Below are 18,712 nucleotides of genomic sequence, written 5' to 3'. Positions count from 1 at the left end.
TCCTTAAGGCGCCCGCCATTCCCCCGTCCAGCCGTCCGCAGCGCGGAATCGCGCGCGCCGATGGCCGCTGTTGGCCAGGTGCAGCCAGTCGATTTCCGTCACGCCCACCCACAGCACAGCAAAATTCGGCCGCGCCGGGGCGACCTGGTCTTCGGTTGGTTGCAGGCCTTCCGCCCAGGCCGGCAGGCCGGAGGCCGGGCCGGGCAGGGTGGTGCCGGGGGCCTGCTGCGCCAGATAGCAGCGGCGGGCAAAGGTGGTGGATTGCTGCCAATATTGATCGACGTCGGGTTCATCACGGCCGATGCGGGCCAGCCCGGCGATGCGCAACTGGATATTCTCACCCGGATGATAGGCCAATACACTCACCGGCCGGCCATCCAGCTCTGCCACCTTCGGGCTGCGCGCGTCGGTGTGGAAACGCAAAAAGGCCGTTGCCGGATCGGCCTTGCGCAGCACCATCACCCGGGCCTGCGGCAGGCCGGCGGCATCGACGCTGGCCACGGCCGGTGTGTGCAACGGGCTCTTGCGGTCGGCGCCGCCGCGCACCAGCAGGCTCCAGGCGTGGGCGAGGATGTCTGGTAAGGATTCGTTCGCTATCATTGCACTTCCACGATCGCTTCGACTTCGACCGGGATGCCGCGCGGCAGGCTGCCGGCTCCGGCGGCGGTGCGCGGGGCTTTCCCGGCCTCGCCAAAGGCCGTCACCATCACTTCGGAAAAGCCGTTCATCACTGCAGGGTGATCGGTAAAGTCGGGCGTGGCATTGACCAGGCCCATTACCCGCACCACGCGCTTGACGCGGCTCAATTCGCCGAGCTGGGCCTTCAGCGTGGCCAGCATGCACAGCGCGACGCTGGCGGCGTTGGCCTTGCCGGCGGCGACATCCATGGTCGCGCCCAGCTTGCCGGTGGCCTTGATCGGGCATTCGGTGTGGCCTGCCAGGAACAGCAAGTTGCCCACCTGCGCTGCCGGCATGTAAAGGCCGATGGGCGCATTGGCCGGCGGCAGGGTGAGACCGGCTGCGGCCAGACGCTGCTCAGGGGTATCGGCCATCGCCGGTGCGGCGGCCATCAAAGCGAACAGGATGAAGGGGATGCGCATGGAGGCTCCTTGCCGGGTGCAATGGCCCGGCCTAGCATCCCCGCAATCACACACCAAGGGGAGGGCGCTGCCATGACTGTCGCAGCATCGAATCATGTGAACGGCCACGCGCAGGATGGCCGCCAGAGCGCCGCCGAGACCGATCCGGCGGTGATGGGCTGGATGCAGGGCGCGCCGGTGCCGGCAGACGCGCAAGTGCGCTGGGACGATGGCTCGATGTGGCGGTTTCCCCAGTTTCGTTGGGGATACAGCCACATGCGCGAACTGGTGCCGACCGCGAATATCCCGCGCGGGGCCACGGTATCGCAACTGCCGCGGGCGTTGCGTGACGATCTGGATGCGGTGCCGCTGACCACACTCGATGGCAAGGCAATGACCTGGCGCGAGAGTCTGGCCGCGACCTACACCGATGCGATCCTGGTGATGAAGGACGGCGTGGCCGTGTATGAACGCTGGTTCGGCGCCACCGGGCCGGACACGCAGCATATATTGTTTTCAGTGACCAAAAGCTTCGTCGGCACGATTGCCGAGACGCTGATCGACGAAGGCAAGCTCAATCCTGATGCGAAGGCCCAAGATTACGTCCCTGAACTCAAAGGATCGGGCCTGGGCGATGCCAGCATCCGCGACATTCTCGACATGCGCACCGGCCTCGCGTTCAGCGAGGATTATGTCGCCGGCCTTACCGGCCTGACGGACGTGCAGCGCATGAGCATCGCCGGCGCCTGGGGCCCGCGCCCGGCCGATTATGACGGGCCGGATGGCCACCATGATTTCACTGCCAGCCTGGGCGCCAATGCCCCCCATGGCGGCGATTTCGTCTATCGCACCCCCAACACCAATTGCCTGCAATGGATCATCGAGCGCGTGACCGGGCAGAGCCTGGTGGCGCAGATCCACGCGCGATACTGGTCACGGCTGGGCATGGAGCAGGATGCAGCGATCGGCGTCGATCGCAAGGGCACGGCCTTTGGCGGCGGCGGCCTGATGGCATCCTTGCGCGATATTGCCCGGTTTGGCGAGATGCTGCGGCTGGGCGGTCGCCATGCCGGCCAGCAGATCGTGCCGCCGGCTGCTGTGGAGCGCATCTTTGCCGGCGGCGATCCGGCGGCGTTCGTCGCGACGCAATATCCCGGCAATCTCGATGGCAATTATGGCAGCCAATGGTGGCACCGCGCCGGCGGCCAGACCATGGCGCTGGGCGTGCACGGCCAGGCGATTTACATCGATCGCGCGGCCGGCGTGGTCATTGCCCGGCTCGGCAGTCACCCGGTGGCGAGCAATCGCGGCAATATGGCGGTGACCATGCCGGCCTTTGATGCGATCGTGGCAGTGCTCAACGGCTGACGGCGGCCAGCCAGGCACCAACCGTGGCGAGATCGGGCGCCACTGCCAGCACGCGCGCCTGAATGGCAGGTGTGGCTGGCAGCAGATCGGGCACCATGATCACCGGCACACCGGCGGCATGGGCCGAGATCACGCCATTGTGGCTGTCCTCCAGGGCGAGGCAATGGGCCGGCGCCAGGCCCAGGTGGGCCGCGGCGGCAAGATAAGGTTCGGGATGCGGCTTGCCGTTGGCTACGTCGTCGCCGCCTAAGATGGCGACGAAATGATCGCGCAGCCCGGCATGGTGCAGATGGCTGTGCGCCTGTGCTTGCGCCGTGGAGGTGACGAGCATGGCCGGGATGTGGGCGGCCCGCACCTGCGCCAACAATTCGGCCGCACCGGGCTTCAGCGGCCGGCGCGGCCCCCACTGGGCGGTGATCCGCGCGGCCACGGCGGCGCGCATCGCGGCATAGTCCAGCCCGGCAAAACGGTTCTGCATCCACACGCGGATGGCGGCTTCGGGCAGGCCGATCAGCGCGGCGAAATCATCGTGCGTCATGGCAAAACCGCTGTCGGCCATCACCGCGATCATCACATCGCGGATCAACCGCTCACTATCGAGCAGCAGGCCGTCCATATCGAACAGGACAGCGGCGGGGTGGGTGGTAATCATGGTGTGTGCTGCTGTCTGGCGCAAATGCCACGGCCAGGGGGACGACGCTTCACGCCAATTGCTTCCCCCTTGCCGCCGCAATCCGCGCCCGCCAGTCGGCAGGGCCGGTCTGGTGGACGCTGGTGCCTTCAGAGTCCACAGCAACAGTCACCGGCATGTCCTTGACTTCGAATTCATAAATGGCTTCCATGCCGAGATCGGCGAAGGCCAGCACCTTGGCGCCCTTGATCGCCTTGGCCACCAGATAGGCCGCGCCGCCCACCGCCATCAGATAGGCCGCCTTGTGGCGCTTGATCGCCTCGATGCCCGCCGGCCCGCGCTCGGCCTTGCCGATCATGGCGATCAGGCCGGTCTGGGCCAGCATGGCTTCGGTGAACTTGTCCATGCGGGTGGCGGTGGTCGGGCCGGCCGGGCCGACGACTTCATCGCCGACCGGATCAACCGGTCCGACATAATAGATGACCCTGTTGGTGAAATCGACCGGCAGCGTCTCGCCGCGGGCCAGCATGTCGGTCATGCGCTTGTGGGCGGCATCGCGCCCGGTCAGCATCTTGCCATTCAGCAACAATCGGTCGCCGGGCTTCCAGCTGGCGACCTCGGCGGGAGTCAGCGTGTCGAGATTGACCGGAATCGAGGCCTTGTCCGGCGTCCAGTTGACCTTCGGCCAATCGGCCAGATCAGGCTGCGCCAGATAGGCCGGGCCATTGCCGGTGAGCACGAAATGGGCGTGGCGGGTGGCAGCGCAATTGGGGATCATGGCGATCGGCTTCGACGCGGCGTGGGTCGGCGTGTCGAGGATCTTCACATCCAGAACCGTGGACAGCCCACCCAGGCCTTGCGCACCGATGCCGAGATCATTGACCGCATCGTGCAGCTCGATACGCAGTTCCTCGATCGGGGAGCTGGGTCCGCGCGCCTTCAGTTCGGCCATGTCGATCGGGTCCATCAGCGATTTCTTGGCGAGCAGCATCGCCTTTTCCGCCGAACCGCCGATGCCGATGCCGAGCATGCCGGGCGGGCACCAGCCGGCGCCCATCAACGGCACGGTGTTCACCACCCAGTCGCGGATGGAATCGCTGGGGTTCAGCATGGCGAACTTCGCCTTGTTCTCGCTGCCGCCGCCCTTGGCCGACACGATGATATCGAGCGTATCGCCGGGCACCAGCTCCACGTGCACCACCGCCGGCGTGTTGTCGCGGGTGTTGACGCGGGTGAAAGCCGGATCGGCAACGATGGAGGCGCGCAGCTTGTTTTCGGGGTGCAGATAGGCGCGGCGCACGCCTTCGTTGATCACTTCCTCAAGGCTTCGCGTGGCTTCCCAGCGGATGTTCATGCCGACTTTCACGAAGACCACCACGATGCCGGTATCCTGGCAGATCGGGCGATGGCCTTCGGCACACATGCGGCTGTTGGTGAGGATCTGGGCGATGGCGTCGCGGGCGGCCGGTGATTCTTCTTGGCGGTAGGCGCGGCCCAGCGCCTGGATATAATCCATCGGGTGGAAGTAGCTGATATATTGCAGCGCATCGGCGACGGATTCGATCACATCGGCTTCGCGGATCACGGTCATGCTGTTGGCCCCTGTTGTGGTGTCGCCGCCGCCTCGCGGCATCGGCAGTTGCCGGGCAGGATAAGCCGCGGCCGGGGCTGCGTCCATATCGACACGTGGCTTGCCTGCACGGCCATTGCAGCATCTTGAGCCAAGCCCTTGAACCAGCGTAGGCGGCCAATTTTCCTGTGGAGGAATCGCCCCGGATCGCACCGGTTTGGGGGCCGTAACATTGCCGTCAAGTAAACTTTGGGCTTGCGCGTCAAACCTGCTGTGGCACTATCTGTTGCGTATCGAAACGCGCTAGGCACTAATTCTGGTGGCGTGAGGCGGGGAATGCGCAATGGGCCGGGTCGGTCACTTGTGAATATCGGGGACAAGTCACACCGCGACAAGATTGGCGCGTGACCCCGGTTTGTTCTTCTCCTATGATCAGGGACAACAGAAGAATGAGCGAATTCAGCATGACAGACAGCAGCGCCGACCTGAGCATTGCCGACCGGCCGACAGAGGCAGCGGACACGCTGTTCGCAGCGCTTGCCCAAGGTGCCATGGCTGGGGCGGTGGCGGCGGCGCAGGCGCCCGCGCCAACCCGGCCGGGCACCAGCGAGGTGCTGCCGTGGCGCTTCCCGGTGACGGTGGATCGCAGCCGCGATGCGCTGCTCACCGATTTCGGCCGTGACACGCTGGATGATCGTTATCTGCTGCCCGGCGAATCCTATCAGGATCTGTTTGCCCGCGTCGCCGCGGCCTATGCCGATGATGCGCCGCATGCGCAGCGCCTGTATGACTATATCAGCCGGCTGTGGTTCATGCCGGCGACGCCTGTGCTGTCCAATGGCGGCACCGGGCGCGGCCTGCCGATCAGCTGCTATCTGAACAGTGTGTCCGACAGCCTGGAGGGCATTGTCGGCACCTGGAACGAGAATGTCTGGCTGGCCTCGCGCGGCGGCGGCATCGGCACCTATTGGGGCAATGTGCGCGGCATCGGCGAGCCGGTTGGCCTGAATGGCAAGACCAGCGGCATCATCCCGTTCGTGCGCGTGATGGACAGCCTGACTCTGGCCATTTCGCAAGGCAGTCTGCGGCGCGGGTCGGCGGCGGTCTATCTCGACATCAGCCACCCGGAAATCGAGGAGTTCCTCGAAATCCGCAAGCCGTCGGGCGATTTCAACCGCAAGGCGCTCAATCTGCACCACGGCGTGCTGCTGACCGACAAGTTCATGGCGGCGGTGCGTGATGGCACCAGTTTCGATCTGGTCAGCCCCAAGACCGGCGAGAAGCGCGCCGAGGTCGATGCGCGCGCGCTGTTCACCAAGCTGGTCGAAACCCGGCTGGCAACCGGCGAGCCCTACATCATCTTTATCGATGAAGTGAACCGCACCATGCCCAAGCACCAGCGTGATCTGGGGCTGAAGGTGTCCACGTCCAACCTGTGTTCGGAAATCACCCTGCCGACCGGCAAGGACCATCTCGGCAATGATCGCACCGCGGTGTGCTGCCTGTCGTCGCTCAACATCGAGACCTGGGATCAATGGCAGGGCGATCCGCTGTTCATCGAGGATTGCATGCGCTTCCTCGATAATGTGCTGCAGGATTATATCGACCGGTCCGAACCGGCGATGCACCGCGCCGCCTATGCCGCGATGCGCGAACGCTCGGTCGGGCTGGGCGTGATGGGCCTGCACAGCTTCTTCCAGGCGCGTGGCCTGCCGTTTGAAAGTGCGCCGGCGAAAGCCTGGAACATGAAGATCTTCAAGCACATCCGCGCGCAGGTCGATCAGGCATCAATGAACCTGGCCGCCGAACGTGGGCCCTGCCCGGACGCGGCGGACATGGGCGTGATGGAGCGTTTCAGCTGCAAGATGGCGATCGCGCCGACGGCGAGCATCAGCATCATCTGCGGCGGCACCTCGGCCTGCGTCGAACCGATCCCGGCCAATGTCTATACCCACAAGACGCTGTCGGGCTCGTTCGTCGTCAAGAACATCTATCTGGAAAAGTTGCTGATCGCCAAGGCGAAGAACAGCGATGCGGTGTGGAACAGCATCCTGGAGCGCGGCGGTTCGGTGCAGCATCTGGAGTTTTTGACCCCGGACGAAAAGGCGACCTATCGCACCGCGTTCGAGATTGATCAGCGCTGGATGCTCGAACTGGCGGCCGATCGCACGCCCTATATCGATCAGGCGCAGTCATTGAACCTGTTCATCCCGGCCGATGTCGAGAAATGGGATCTGCTGATGCTGCATTACCGCGCCTGGGAACTGGGCATCAAATCCCTCTATTATCTGCGCTCGATGAGCGTGCAGCGCGCAGGCTTTGCCGGCGGCGTGGAGGCCGACAACACGGCCGAGGCGCCGGTGATCACCGTCGAGCGGCGCGATTATGATGAATGCCTGGCCTGCCAGTGATGGCGGCCAACGCCCCGGGCTTGCCCTGCCATCCCGCAGGGCAATGCACCGGCCGGGTTGCTGACCGGCCGGAGGGTGAGGGGGCCGGCGCCACGACTTCCACGACTCGTGACGCCGGCCCCCTCCCAACTGCAGTTTGATTTTTCGTTTTTCAGATCAGGATCACCCCCATGTCCCTCCTCAAAGCCTCCAAGAGCTACAAGCCGTTCGAATATCCTTGGGCCTATGATTTCTGGAAGCGCCAGCAGCAGATCCACTGGATGCCGGAAGAAGTGCCGCTCGGCGAGGATTGCCGCGATTGGGCGCAGAAGCTGACCGATCATGAGCGCAACCTGCTGACGCAGATCTTCCGTTTCTTCACCCAGGCCGATGTCGAGGTGCAGGATTGCTATCACGACAAATATGGCAGCGTGTTCAAGCCGACCGAAGTCAAAATGATGCTGACGTCGTTTTCCAACATGGAAACGATCCACATCGCGGCCTACAGCCACCTGCTCGACACGATCGGCATGCCCGAAAGCGAGTATAGCGCCTTCCTGAATTACAAGGAAATGCGCGACAAGCATGATTATATGGGCACGTTCGGGGTGAGCAACAACGAGGATATTGCCAAGACGCTGGCGATGTTCGGCGGCTTCACCGAAGGCCTGCAATTGTTCGCCAGCTTTGCCATGCTGATGAACTTCCCGCGCTTCAATAAGATGAAGGGCATGGGGCAGATCGTCAGCTGGTCCGTGCGCGATGAATTGCTGCATTGCGAAGGCATCATCAAGCTGTTCCACGCCTTCTGCGCGGAAACCGGCGTGCTCACCAGCCGCATCCGCGACGACATTGCGGACGTCTGCCAGCGTACCGTGCGCCTGGAAGACGCCTTCATCGATCTGGCCTTCGAACAGGGCCCGGTTTCCGGCATGACGCCCAAGGATATCAAGCGCTACGTCCGCTACATCGCCGATTGGCGCCTTACGCAGCTCGGTCTGCAACCGATCTACATGATCGAGGAACACCCGCTGCCCTGGCTGACGCCGCTGCTCAACGGCGTCGAACACGCCAATTTCTTCGAAGCGCGCTCGACCGAATATAGCAAGGCCGCCACCAAGGGCGACTGGAACGAAGTGTGGAACGCCTTCGACAGCCGCAAGGCCGCCAAGGCGATGAGCGAAACCCCGGCCGCCAATGTGGACGACCGCCAGGGCGGGCTGCTGGGGATGGCGGCGGAGTAGTGTCCAACTATGATCCCCGCGACTTGGCAAATCTCGTCCTGCAAGTTGCGGCCGAAGTAGGTGCGACCACGTCAAATCTAGCGATGAACAAGATTGTCTACTTTGTTCATGGGAACTACTTGGCTCGATTTGGAGAGCCGCTAGTAGATGCAACCATAGAGGCTTGGCAGTTTGGTCCAGTCTTCAGGGAGTTGTATCATTCATTCAAGCAGTTCGGTGACGGCCCCATTCGTCAGATGGCTGCTCGCACTGATCCAACCGATGGTAAAAAGAAGGCGTTTGTTGCCCAACTGCCCAATGATCGGCAACAAGTAGTGGAGCAGCTAATCAAGAACTATTTGTCAATAAAGCCGGCGATGCTAGTGAACATGTCTCATGTTGAAGATGGCCCTTGGCACGATGCCTGGAATTATCAGGGCACGGTGAACCCGGGCATGTCTATCTCAAACCAGGCAATTCAACAGTATTTCGCTTCACAGAAGAGGCATTAAATGGCTAGCTTTGATCAAATCAAACGCAAAGTGATGCGTCCTCCGAGCGCCCAAAACTGGACGCGTTTGAACGCGTTTGGAGATTTGCAAAAGACCACACTCTTGATCGCAAACTTCGCAGTTGGTGTCCCGGCATTTAATTACATTCCCGCGGTGGGTGCATGTAAGCACAAGGTTGAACTTGGCTTTGACCTTGATACTGCTGTAAAGTCTGTCCGTCGTTCGGGGGCGCCGGCTGGTCGAGAAAGTAATGAATCTCTAGTTCGTGCATTCTACGATTATGATGGAGAGCGTCAATACGGCTCTCAAGGGTTCGCTGAAAGCTTTGATGACGGCGCATTTCGCGTATCTCGTGATGTACGTGTGCCAACAAAACCAACCTTTACTACGCTTGATTCAGGGTTGCTTTGCCCAGTATTAATCTGTGGCTGGCAAGAATTTCCTTTTGATTTGACCCATACTCGCCTCTTTATGACAGTTCTCGAGCTTGGGCTTTTCTCTTTTGCTGACTATCGGCGGTCTCCAGCTGAAGTTGTGCTGTTTCCAATGGAAGGTGAGGGCGATGACCGCATTCGGCTTCCCAAGATTCTGAAAAGGGGTGACTACGAACTGCTTTCTGAAAGGCAACTGCGCGAGCAGTCGGAGTTGTATATAGAAGCTCAGACAGCCGCTTTGCCGATAGCTGAAGATGTTTGGCGGAAGAGGGAAGAGAAGCGGAAGAAAGAGGAAAGTGCGTCGACGCCGGCATTTACTTTTGATGCTGAGCCCGATTTTTTCCGCAGGTAAACGGGACTAAACTTGGGCAACAGTCTGCTTAGTTTCCTTCTTCTGATTACTCTCTCCCACCCAACTTAGGGTTACAGCCTTCCACTGATTGCCATTCGCGCATGCAGGAAGCGCGTCACTAAGATTCCGTCGGCACTTTGGCGATAGTAGATTATGTGGCTTTCGGCCGAAAAGCGCCGCAACGGCAGTTTGCGGTCCGGCACCTCCGGTCCCATCAACGGAAACGCCAGCAAGGCCTGTGCCGTCGCCACCAGCATCGCGGCGTAGCGGTCGGCGGTGGCTTGCCCGAAGGTGGCAAAGCCATAGTCGTAAATGGCATCAAGATCGCGCCGCGCGGCGGCGGTGAGCCTAAGCCTTGGCAAGGTTGCGCGCGCGGGCTTGGGCGATGACGTCCTCGATGCTCAGGTCACTCAGCCCGCTGGCCTCGCCCTCATCCAGTGCCGCATGAAGCGCAGCCAGCCGCTCCACATCATCGCGGTCGCGCGCCACAAGGTCGTTCAGATAGGCCGCTTCGTCCGGCCAGGCGCCGCTGGCTACCCGCTGCGCGATCCATGCGCGCGCCGGTTCGGCGAGGCGGGTTGAGGTGTCGTCCATGGCCGGAATCTCGCTTTGTGGGTGGCAAAAGTCAATTCGCCCGCAGGGTCAGGTCCGTTGCGCCGGCAGCGGCGGCATCCTTGGCAACGCGCGGCCGGCCCGCTACGATTAGTGTGTTCGATGCGCAAGGATTTGACCATGGCTGCCAATCGTTCAGGTGCGCCCGATGTTAGTGCCACTCCCCGGTCAATCAATGCCGCACTTGATCGTGCGCTTGTCGAAGAAGCGCATGCTCATGGCATCGATGTTTCGCAGGTCTCTGAGCGCAGCAACGGCGAGACATTGGCCCGCGGTCGGGCAGCACAATGGCTGGAAGAGAATCGGGCGGCGCTGGATTCGTATAATGCCTATATCGAGGAGCACGGCCTGCCATTGGCGAAGTACCGCTTGTTTTAAGCTTGGCCGCTGAGACGACGCTTGGGCGATGGGTCCCGGCGTTCGCCGGGATGACGGTGGAAGGTGTGGGCCGCTCCAGACAAATCGGTGCAGGGCTCAGCCCTGCCCGCCGGAGGCTCCCTTCTTGGTTCTCTGTGCCAACACGCCCACCCAAACCACCCGGCAGCAAACTCACGCCGGGTCGGCGAACATTTCCTGCAAGATGGCGGACAGGCGGGCGGCGGTGGCGGCATCGAGGCGGCCCAGGCGTTTGACGAACCGGGCTTTGTCCACGGCGCGCATCTGGTCGGGCAGCAGCAGGCCGGTCTTGCCCTGGAAGGTCACCGCGACGCGGAAGGCGGCGGGCCGGCTGCCGGTGGTCATCGGCACGGCCAGCACGGTGCCGAGATGCAGGTTCATCTCGTCGGGCGAGACGATCACGCAGGGACGGGTTTTCTGGATTTCGCGGCCGATCGTGGGATCGAGCGCGACTAGCCAGACGTCAAACCGGCGCACGGGGATGATTACCACTCGATCCCGGCATCATTGGCCAGTGGCGCTGCCAGCCATTCACCTTCTTCTGCGGTGACACTGAGGGCGGCCGCTGATTCGGCCCATCCTGCTCGTAGCGCCTTCAATACCGGGGTGGCCACGATGCGGCCGTCCTCGACGATCAACTCCAGTTCGGCGCCAACGCTCAGGCCTGCGGCGCGCAGCAGCGGGGCCGGCACGATGATGCCGGTGGAATTGCCCATTTTGCGAAGTGCGCTGCGCATGGTGATCAGATCCTTGTGACCACAACGTTATAACATCGGAACTGGCCAATCCCTACCCCAATTTGCGCCCCACCCACACGACACGGCCGATCACGGTGATGCTGTCCGGGTCGCAATCGGGCCAGCTGGGGTAGGCGTCGTTGTCGGAACGGATGGTGATGCGCCGGGCGATGGGGTTGAGGGACAGGCGTTTGACCAGCAGGGCGTCGTCGCTGCGCAGCACATAGATGCCGTCGCGCAGGCGCAGGTGGTCGTTTGTGTCCACCAGGATCTGGTCGCCGTGGGCGAGGGTGGGGAACATCGAATCGCCTTCGACGCCGAGCACGGCGAGGCCTTCGGGTGGGTTGGACGAAAGGTCGCGGATGAAGCCGGCCTGGAAGGCGATGGCGGCGGTGGGCACTTCGACGCCGGGCAGGGCGCCGGGGCCGGCCGATGCGCTGAGCTGATATTGCGGCACCAGCACATAATCCTCCGCCGCGCGGGCCAGGCCAGGGCGGGGCAGCAGGGCGCGGCCGGGATCCGCCGGCGATCCGCCGAGCAGATGTTCGGCGATTCCAAAATGTTGCGCCAGCAATTGGCGATCGGATTCCGACAAGCGCCGCGGCACGCCGCGCTTGATGAATTGCTGGATATAGCTGGCGTTGCGCCCAAGCCGCCGCGACAGCGAGGCATAATCCTCCCCGCGCGACGTGATGAGCGCGTCCAGCCTCTGCCGGATGGCGATGCTGTCCATGACCCACGGGCCTCCTCTCCTGGCCCGATATGGACCCTATAACAGTAGTTTTTTTCCTAGACTAGTAGGATTTTGACTTGGATAAAGTGTCTTGTCAGCCGAATCGCGAGGGATAGGCGGACAATCCTGCCCATTTTGAAGGGAGTTGACGACATGTGCCTTTTGCCTGTCGTGGAGCGCCATCTGCGCACCCACGCCATCCCGGCCTCGCGTTTCGGCCGCATGGCCACCGGCGATCCGCGTTTCGTGTTCGATCTGCGTCGCGGCCGCGAACCGCGCGCCGCCACCCGTGATCGCGTGCTGGCGCATATCGCCAGCGCCGGCGCCGCGCCGGCAGCATCAAACAGGGAGGGGCCGCATGCGACCGCATTGTGATCGGGCCCAGGCCGCCATCCTGCGTGCCGTGGCGGCCATCGCCTTGCCCCATGGCGCCCGCCTGGTGATCGAGGAGCTGCGGGCGCGCGACTGGGCCAGCCTGACGCTGGCCGGCGCCCGCCATGAACTTGATGTGCGGCTCGATGGCCCGGGCGCTGCGGCGGCGCTGGCCGCCGTCGCGGCGCAATTGCCCCATGAAACCATTTCCATCGCTGGCCAGTTGCTGGCGGAATTGCTGGTGGAGCCGGGCAGCGTCGGCGACAACGGGGTGTCGCTGACCCTGTGCGCGCTGGTGATCAACGACTGAAAGCGGCAGGCGCTGCGACAATTCTGAGCAATGCTCAAATATCTTGCGCCACGATGGATGAACGGGCAAGATATGAGTCGGAATCAAAAGCCGGGTAAGGCCAGCATGGCCTTGCCCGGCTCAACCGACCGGGATCGCAGGCACCGCCCATGAGCAATCAAGCATTTGCCCACCATGTTGCGCTTCCCGGTGTGGCGCGCCGCCTGCCGGCGCTGATCCTGCTTTCGGCTGTGCTGGCAGCGTGCAGCAGCGAAGCGCCGCCACCACCCAAGGCGGCGCAAGCCCTGCCGGTGCGGCTGGCGACGGTGCGCCCGGTCAGCGGCAGCACGGTGCTGCTGGTATCGGGCACTGTACGGTTGAAGCGCGAAACGCCCTTGTCGTTCAATACGCCCGGCCGCATCGCGGCCATCCTGGTGCGCGAGGGCGATCGCGTGGCGGCTGGCCAGGTGCTGGCCCGGCTCGATATCACCGCGCTGGGCGCGAACGATGCCTCGGCGCAGGCCGAAGTGGTGCGCGCACGCTCTGATCTCACCCGCCTGGAAGATCTGTTCAGGAAAGGCTGGGTGACGGCGCCGCGCGTCGAGCAGGCGCGGGCCACCATGGCCGCGGCGCAGGCGCGGCAGCGGGCGGCCGGCTTCGATGTCGGGCTGGCGGTGCTGCGCGCGCCATCAGCCGGCGTGGTGCTAAGCCGGCCGGGCGAGCCGGGGCAGATCGCCCAGCCCGGCCAGGCGGTGCTGACCCTGGGCGAGATGGGGCAGGGCTTTGTGCTGCGCGCGCCGCTCGCTGATCGCGATGCGGCGCGGGTGAAGTTGGGCCAGCCGGCGACGGTGCGCGTTGCGGCACTGGGTCCGGCGGCCTTGTCCGGGCAGGTGAGCGAGGTGGGCGCGCGTGGTGATGATGGCACCGGCACCTTCCGCATCGAGGTGAAATTGCCGGCCAATGCGCGGCTGGCCTCTGGCCAGATCGGGGAGGCGGAATTGCTGCTGGGCGCGGCGGAGGCGGGCGCGCCGCTGATCGTGCCCGCCGCCGCGGTGTTTGCGGCGCGCGCCGATGAAGGCTTTGTCTATGTGCTGGAGCCGGTGACACGCCGGGTGCGGCAGCGGCAGGTAGCGCTGGGCGAGGTGGCAGAGGCTGGCGTGATCGTCACGGCGGGCCTGCAACCGGGCGAACAGGTGGTCACCACCGGCATCGATCGGCTGCGCAACGGCCAAGTGGTGCAGATCGCGGCTCAGGCAGCAACCAAATGAACGGCATCATCCGTTTTGCCATCGAACGCTGGCAGATCACGCTGGTGGTGTTTCTGGCGCTGGCGGCGCTGGGGCTGTCGGCGTTTTTCAGCATTCCGCGCTCGGTCGATCCGCATTTCACCGCGCCCAATGTCTTGGTGGTGGTGACGTTGCCCGGTGCCGAGCCGGCGGACATGGAATCGACCATCGCCAAGCCGATCGAAGATGTGCTGCAGGGCCTGGATGGCATCGTGAAGGTGCAATCCAATTCCACCGATTCCACCGCGGTGATTGCCGCCGAATTCGGTTGGGATGGTGACCCAGAGAAGAATTACGACGAGGTGGTGCGCGAGGTGAATGCCATCCGCCAGACCTTGCCATCGGGCATCGTGCGGCTGGAGTTCCAGAAATTCCGCACGACCGAAGCTGCCGTGCTGCAATTTGCGCTGGTGTCGGACACGGCCAGTTATCGGCGGCTGGAAAAACTGGCGCAGGATCTGCGCGAGCAGCTGAATGCCGTTTCGGGCGTGCGCAGCACCCGCATCTGGGCGCTGCCGACGCCGGAAATGCGGGTGGCACTTGATACCGGCCGCATGGCGCAACTGGGCATCCCGGCGACAGCCGTGACCGATGCGCTGCGCAGTGGCGGCCAGGATCTGCCGCCGGGTGCCGTGCAATCGGGCAACACACGGCTGAACGTGCAGGCCGGCGGTGCCTACAAGGCGGTGGCTGATGTCGCCGACGAGCCGGTGCGCGCGCAGGACGGCCGCATCGTGCGGGTGAAGGATATTGCCCAGGTGGGCTGGGCTTATGAAGAGCAGCCGCATTTTGCCCGCTACAACGGCAAGCGCGCGATCTGGGTGACGCTGAACCAGAAGGACGGGCTCAATGTGCTGGATATCCGCAATGATGCTGTGAAGATTGCCGATGCGTTTGCGGCCCAGTTGCCGCCGGATGTGAAGCTGGAAACCGGTTTTGACCAGAGCGGTGACATCGCCCGCAAGCTGGGCCAGTTGGGCCGGGATTTCGGCATCGCGCTGGGGCTGGTGCTGATCACGCTGCTGCCGCTGGGCTGGCGCGCGAGCATCGTGGTGATGGTGTCGGTGCCGCTGTCGCTCGCCATGGGCGTCGCCGTGCTGAACTGGACCGGCTTCACGCTCAACCAGCTGGCGATTTCCGGCTTCATCATCGCGCTTGGCCTGCTGGTGGACGACAGCATCGTGGTGACCGAGAATATCTCGCGCCACCTCCGCATGGGCAAGACGCGCGCGCAGGCCGCCATCGATGGCACCAACCAGATTGCCGTGGCGGTGATCGGTTGCACCTTCGTGCTGCTGTTTGCGTTTTTCCCGCTGACCATGCTGCCCGAAGGCGCCGGCAAGTTCACGCGCAGCCTGCCGGTGGCGGTGCTTGCCACAGTGGCGGCCTCACTGGTGGTCTCGCTCACCATCGTGCCATTTCTGGCCAGCCGGATGTTGCCGCGGGAGGAAAGCGAGCACGGGAACCGTTTTCTGCAGGCGGTCAACCGCGGCATCCACCGTTTTTACCAGCCGGTGCTGCATTGGGGCCTTGGCAATCCGTGGAAGGCGATGCTGGCGTCCTCGCTGCTGATCCTGTCCGGCCTGGCGCTGGTGCCGCTGATCGGATCGAGCCTGTTTCCGCCGGCCGAAACGCCCTATTTCCTCGTGCAGGTGACGGCCAGTGAAGGCACCGCCATTCCCGCCACCGATGTCGCGGTGCGCAATGTGGAATCCGCTTTGCAGGACGAGCCCGAGGTGACAGCGGTGATGAGCAATGTCGGCCGGGCAAATCCGCGCATCTTCTATAACCAGAGCAACAATGATCAGCGCAGCAGCATCGGCGAAGTGCTGGTTGTGCTGAAAGAATGGGATGAATTTGGCGGGCCGGCGCTGGTTCAGCGGTTGCGCACCAAGCTGGAAGCCCTGCCGGATGCGCAATATGTGGTGAAGATCTTCAAGAACGGCCCGCCGATCGATGCCCCCATCCAGATGCGCATCATTGGCCCGGAACTGGATGTGCTGAAGCGGCTGGCCACCGAGGCGGAAAGCGTGATGCGCAAGGTGCCCGGCACCCGCGACGTGCGCAATGCCGTGGCAGTGGACCAGCCGCGGCTCAATCTGGGGCTGAACAACGACAAGGCGGCGCTGTTGGGCGTGCAGCCGGGTGCGCCACGCCGGGCGCTGCGGCTGGCGCTGGCCGGCGAAAATGCCGGGCGTTTTCGCGATGTGGAAGGCGACAGTTACAACGTGGTGGTGCGGCTGCCGTTGGCAGAACGTCACAAGGTTTCGGTGCTGGACAATATCTATGTGCAGGGCAGCCGTGGTCCGGTGCCGCTGCGCGAGATCGCCACGCCCTATCTCGATTCAGCGCCGCCGCAAATCAGCCGCCTGCGCCAGAACCGTGTGGTGTTTGTGGATTGCCAGGTCGGCGAAGGCTTTCTGACGGCCAAGGTCAACCGGGCGGTGATCGATGCGCTGCAGGCCCAGGTCAAGCTGCCCTATGGCTATCGCTTTGAAGTGGGCGGCGAAGCTGAAACCGCGGCGCGCAGCTTTGGCGGGTTGGGGCCAATCATTGCGCTGGCGGTATTCGGCATATTGGCGGTGCTGGTGATCGAATTCGGCCGCTTCCGCGAGACTCTGGTGGTGGCCGGGGTCATCCCGCTCGGGCTGTTCGGCGGCTTGGTCGCGCTGTTCCTCACCGGCAATTCGCTCAGTTATACCGCCGTCATCGGCTTCGTCGCGTTGATCGGCATCGAGATCAAGAACAGCCTTTTGCTCGTCGATTTCACCACGCAATTGCGCGAAGCCGGGCGGCCGTTGCGCCAGGCCATTGAGGAAGCCGGCGAGGTGCGCTTCCTGCCCGTCTTGCTGACCAGCGTGACGGCCATCGGTGGCCTGCTGCCGCTCGCCCTGTCCGGTTCCGGCCTTTATGGCCCGCTGGCGTGGGTGATCATCGGCGGGCTGGTGTCGTCAACGCTGCTCAGCCGCGTGGTCACGCCGGTGATGTATCTGCTGATCGTGCAGGGCGATGCCAAGCGGCCGCCCGTGGTGGCTCCGGCCTGACGGCGGTGCGGGGTCAGCCGGCCATCGTAGTCGTGCTGCTGGCATTGATGTGTGCGGTGCGTTTTGGTCTGGCCGCCTTTGCCTATGCAGCACCCGAAGCCTTGATGGCCGAACTGGGCGCGCCGGCAGCGGCCAATCTGCAGGCACCCTATATCGTCAGGGTATGGGCGATCCGCGACATGGTGATTGCCGTGCTCGTGCTGCTGGCGCGGCCGGCCTGGTTGCTGCCGCTGTTGCTGGGCTGCATCGCCATCGATGCGACCGATATTGTTTCTGCGTTGCTCAGCGGTGCAGCCGGGCAGTTTGATCAAGCGGAGACATGGGGTCTGATGACCACCGCCATTGCCGCGCTGGTGCCTGAAACGCTGGCGGCGCTGCTGGTGTGGCGCCGCAGCACGCGATGAAGCTGGGCTTGCCCAAGAAAAATCCCTTGCTTGATTGCACTGCTACTAAGGTCGCACTATCCCGGATGCCATGAAACGACACGCCGGCCAGAACCCAGAAATTGTGAAAACGTGGCGCCCCGCCACGCAAATGGTGCGCGGCGGCACCATGCGTACCGAAGTGGGGGAGACGTCCGAAGCCATCTTCATGACGTCTGGCTATTGTTACGACAGCGCTGAGGAAGCCGCAGCGCGTTTCCGCGGCGAACGGCCGGGCATGACCTACAGCCGGCTGCAGAATCCCACCGTGGAAATGCTGGAGCAGCGCATCGCCCTGATCGAAGGTGCAGAGGCTGCGCGCGCCACCACCACCGGGATGGCGGCGATGAGCGGCATGCTGCTCTCCACGCTTTCGGCCGGCGATCATCTGGTGGCCGGGCGCGCGCTGTTCGGATCGTGCCGGGTGCTGGTTGATACCATCCTGCCGCGCTTCGGCATCGAGACGACGACGGTCGATGCTCGCGACGTGGATGCCTGGGCGAAAGCCCGCCGGCCCAACACCAAGGCGTTTTTCCTGGAAACGCCGACCAATCCCGGCCTCGATCTGTGCGATATCCGGGCGATTGCCGATGTGGCGCACGATGCCGATGCGCTGGTGATGGTCGATAATGCCTTTGCTTCGCCGATCGTGCAGCGGCCGCTGGAATTGGGCGCCGATATCGTCGCCTACAGCGCCACCAAGCTGATGGACGGGCAGGGCCGGGTGCTGGCCGGCGCGGTCGTCGGCAGCGAGAAATGGATGAACGACACCTATCTGGCGTTCGCGCGCCACACCGGGCCGAACCTGTCGCCGTTCAATGCCTGGGTGGTGCTGAAAAGTCTGGAAACGCTCGACCTGCGCGTGCGCCGCCAGTGTGACAATGCGCTGAAGGTGGCGATCTTCCTGGCGAGCCGGGTGCCGAACCTGATCTATCCGGGCCTGGCCAGCCATCCGCAGCATGATCTGGCCCGGCGCCAGATGAAGGCGGGCGGCACCATCATCGCCATGCATCTGGATGATCGCGCGCAGGCGCATGCGCTGCTCGATGCGCTGCACCTGATCGATATTTCCAACAATCTCGGTGACTCGCGCAGCCTGATGACGCATCCGGCCAGCACCACCCATTACAGCGTGTCGGCGGCCGTGCGCGAAGAAATGGGCATCAGCGAAGGCATGCTGCGCCTGTCGATCGGGCTGGAAGACGCAGACGATCTGATCGATGATCTCGGTCAGGCATTGGCTGCGGCCGGGCTGTAATCGC

The 18,712-nt window shown here is 63.7% G+C and carries 21 protein-coding genes; 12 read left to right on the top strand and 9 right to left on the bottom strand.

The genetic code is table 11. From position 1 onward, the window contains the following. Window positions 1-3: 3 nt before the first annotated feature. Window positions 4-600, bottom strand: a complete 597-nt coding sequence (locus AC6UUM_RS12285; RefSeq protein ID WP_500802567.1) for a pyridoxamine 5'-phosphate oxidase family protein — start codon at window positions 598-600, stop codon at window positions 4-6. Further along, window positions 597-1,100: a RidA family protein gene (locus tag AC6UUM_RS12280; RefSeq protein WP_500802566.1), complete on the bottom strand. Its 504-nt coding sequence runs from the start codon at window positions 1,098-1,100 to the stop codon at window positions 597-599. The genes AC6UUM_RS12285 and AC6UUM_RS12280 overlap by 4 nt, the downstream gene beginning before the upstream one ends. 72 nt (window positions 1,101-1,172) lie before the next feature. Between AC6UUM_RS12280 and AC6UUM_RS12275 the strand changes: the two genes are divergently transcribed. Next, window positions 1,173-2,447 (top strand): serine hydrolase domain-containing protein, encoded by a 1,275-nt coding sequence (locus tag AC6UUM_RS12275; RefSeq protein WP_500802565.1) that lies wholly within the window; start codon window positions 1,173-1,175, stop codon window positions 2,445-2,447. On the opposite strand, the gene AC6UUM_RS12270 is transcribed toward AC6UUM_RS12275, so the two are convergent. Beyond that, the gene (locus tag AC6UUM_RS12270) at window positions 2,437-3,099 is read right to left on the bottom strand and encodes an HAD family hydrolase (protein WP_500802564.1); all 663 of its coding nucleotides are present in this window, start codon (window positions 3,097-3,099) and stop codon (window positions 2,437-2,439) included. The genes AC6UUM_RS12275 and AC6UUM_RS12270 overlap by 11 nt on opposite strands. Window positions 3,100-3,148: 49 nt before the next feature. Next, a complete protein-coding gene (locus tag AC6UUM_RS12265) occupies window positions 3,149-4,669 on the bottom strand; it encodes a fumarate hydratase (protein WP_500802563.1) in 1,521 nt (506 codons plus the stop codon). Window positions 4,670-5,199: 530 nt separating this feature from the next. Here AC6UUM_RS12265 and AC6UUM_RS12260 point away from each other — a divergent pair. From AC6UUM_RS12260 to AC6UUM_RS12245, 4 genes are all read left to right on the top strand, one after another. Then, the gene (locus tag AC6UUM_RS12260; protein ID WP_500804964.1) at window positions 5,200-7,059 is read left to right on the top strand and encodes a ribonucleoside-diphosphate reductase subunit alpha; all 1,860 of its coding nucleotides are present in this window, start codon (window positions 5,200-5,202) and stop codon (window positions 7,057-7,059) included. Between the two features lie 170 nt (window positions 7,060-7,229). Then, window positions 7,230-8,282 (top strand): ribonucleotide-diphosphate reductase subunit beta, encoded by a 1,053-nt coding sequence (locus AC6UUM_RS12255; RefSeq protein WP_500802562.1) that lies wholly within the window; start codon window positions 7,230-7,232, stop codon window positions 8,280-8,282. Beyond that, complete coding sequence (locus AC6UUM_RS12250) at window positions 8,282-8,773, top strand: Panacea domain-containing protein (protein WP_500802561.1); 492 nt, start codon at window positions 8,282-8,284, stop codon at window positions 8,771-8,773. The genes AC6UUM_RS12255 and AC6UUM_RS12250 overlap by 1 nt, the downstream gene beginning before the upstream one ends. Beyond that, window positions 8,774-9,559: a hypothetical protein gene (locus AC6UUM_RS12245; RefSeq protein WP_500802560.1), complete on the top strand. Its 786-nt coding sequence runs from the start codon at window positions 8,774-8,776 to the stop codon at window positions 9,557-9,559. Window positions 9,560-9,630: 71 nt separating this feature from the next. Here the strand turns inward: AC6UUM_RS12245 and AC6UUM_RS12240 are convergent, their stop codons facing one another. Further along, on the bottom strand, window positions 9,631-9,921 hold the full coding sequence (locus AC6UUM_RS12240; RefSeq protein ID WP_500802559.1) for a type II toxin-antitoxin system RelE/ParE family toxin: 291 nt from the start codon (window positions 9,919-9,921) through the stop codon (window positions 9,631-9,633). Continuing rightward, on the bottom strand, window positions 9,908-10,153 hold the full coding sequence (locus tag AC6UUM_RS12235) for a ribbon-helix-helix domain-containing protein (protein WP_500802558.1): 246 nt from the start codon (window positions 10,151-10,153) through the stop codon (window positions 9,908-9,910). The genes AC6UUM_RS12240 and AC6UUM_RS12235 overlap by 14 nt, the downstream gene beginning before the upstream one ends. Before the next feature lie 138 nt (window positions 10,154-10,291). Here AC6UUM_RS12235 and AC6UUM_RS12230 point away from each other — a divergent pair, with 138 nt between their 5' ends. After that, window positions 10,292-10,549 (top strand): type II toxin-antitoxin system CcdA family antitoxin, encoded by a 258-nt coding sequence (locus AC6UUM_RS12230; RefSeq protein WP_500802557.1) that lies wholly within the window; start codon window positions 10,292-10,294, stop codon window positions 10,547-10,549. 171 nt (window positions 10,550-10,720) lie between these two features. On the opposite strand, the gene AC6UUM_RS12225 is transcribed toward AC6UUM_RS12230, so the two are convergent. The 3 genes from AC6UUM_RS12225 to AC6UUM_RS12215 are packed head-to-tail and all read right to left on the bottom strand — an operon-like array spanning window position 10,721 to window position 12,037. Continuing rightward, window positions 10,721-11,044 (bottom strand): type II toxin-antitoxin system PemK/MazF family toxin, encoded by a 324-nt coding sequence (locus AC6UUM_RS12225; protein ID WP_500802556.1) that lies wholly within the window; start codon window positions 11,042-11,044, stop codon window positions 10,721-10,723. 8 nt (window positions 11,045-11,052) lie between these two features. Beyond that, window positions 11,053-11,304 carry an AbrB/MazE/SpoVT family DNA-binding domain-containing protein gene (locus tag AC6UUM_RS12220; protein ID WP_500802555.1) on the bottom strand — a complete coding sequence of 84 codons (252 nt, stop codon included), beginning with the start codon at window positions 11,302-11,304 and terminating at the stop codon, window positions 11,053-11,055. A gap of 52 nt (window positions 11,305-11,356) precedes the next feature. Further along, the gene (locus AC6UUM_RS12215; RefSeq protein WP_500802554.1) at window positions 11,357-12,037 is read right to left on the bottom strand and encodes a S24 family peptidase; all 681 of its coding nucleotides are present in this window, start codon (window positions 12,035-12,037) and stop codon (window positions 11,357-11,359) included. A gap of 153 nt (window positions 12,038-12,190) precedes the next feature. Between AC6UUM_RS12215 and AC6UUM_RS12210 the strand changes: the two genes are divergently transcribed. The 6 genes from AC6UUM_RS12210 (at window position 12,191) to metZ (ending at window position 18,708) form a co-directional block, all read left to right on the top strand. Next, the gene (locus AC6UUM_RS12210; RefSeq protein WP_500802553.1) at window positions 12,191-12,412 is read left to right on the top strand and encodes a hypothetical protein; all 222 of its coding nucleotides are present in this window, start codon (window positions 12,191-12,193) and stop codon (window positions 12,410-12,412) included. Next, on the top strand, window positions 12,396-12,719 hold the full coding sequence (locus AC6UUM_RS12205; protein ID WP_500802552.1) for a hypothetical protein: 324 nt from the start codon (window positions 12,396-12,398) through the stop codon (window positions 12,717-12,719). The genes AC6UUM_RS12210 and AC6UUM_RS12205 overlap by 17 nt, the downstream gene beginning before the upstream one ends. A gap of 149 nt (window positions 12,720-12,868) precedes the next feature. Continuing rightward, complete coding sequence (locus tag AC6UUM_RS12200; RefSeq protein ID WP_500802551.1) at window positions 12,869-13,966, top strand: efflux RND transporter periplasmic adaptor subunit; 1,098 nt, start codon at window positions 12,869-12,871, stop codon at window positions 13,964-13,966. Next, window positions 13,963-17,028, top strand: coding sequence for an efflux RND transporter permease subunit (locus AC6UUM_RS12195; RefSeq protein WP_500802550.1), 3,066 nt, complete (start codon window positions 13,963-13,965; stop codon window positions 17,026-17,028). The genes AC6UUM_RS12200 and AC6UUM_RS12195 overlap by 4 nt, the downstream gene beginning before the upstream one ends. Before the next feature lie 32 nt (window positions 17,029-17,060). Further along, on the top strand, window positions 17,061-17,432 hold the full coding sequence (locus AC6UUM_RS12190) for a hypothetical protein (RefSeq protein ID WP_500802549.1): 372 nt from the start codon (window positions 17,061-17,063) through the stop codon (window positions 17,430-17,432). A gap of 70 nt (window positions 17,433-17,502) precedes the next feature. Continuing rightward, window positions 17,503-18,708, top strand: coding sequence for an O-succinylhomoserine sulfhydrylase (gene metZ / locus AC6UUM_RS12185; protein ID WP_500802548.1), 1,206 nt, complete (start codon window positions 17,503-17,505; stop codon window positions 18,706-18,708). Window positions 18,709-18,712 lie beyond the last annotated feature (4 nt).

It is taken from the genome of Sandarakinorhabdus sp., assembly GCF_987265915.1.
The sequence above is the reverse complement of the archived record's forward strand: the minus strand, read 5'-3'. Positions and strand labels throughout refer to the sequence as shown.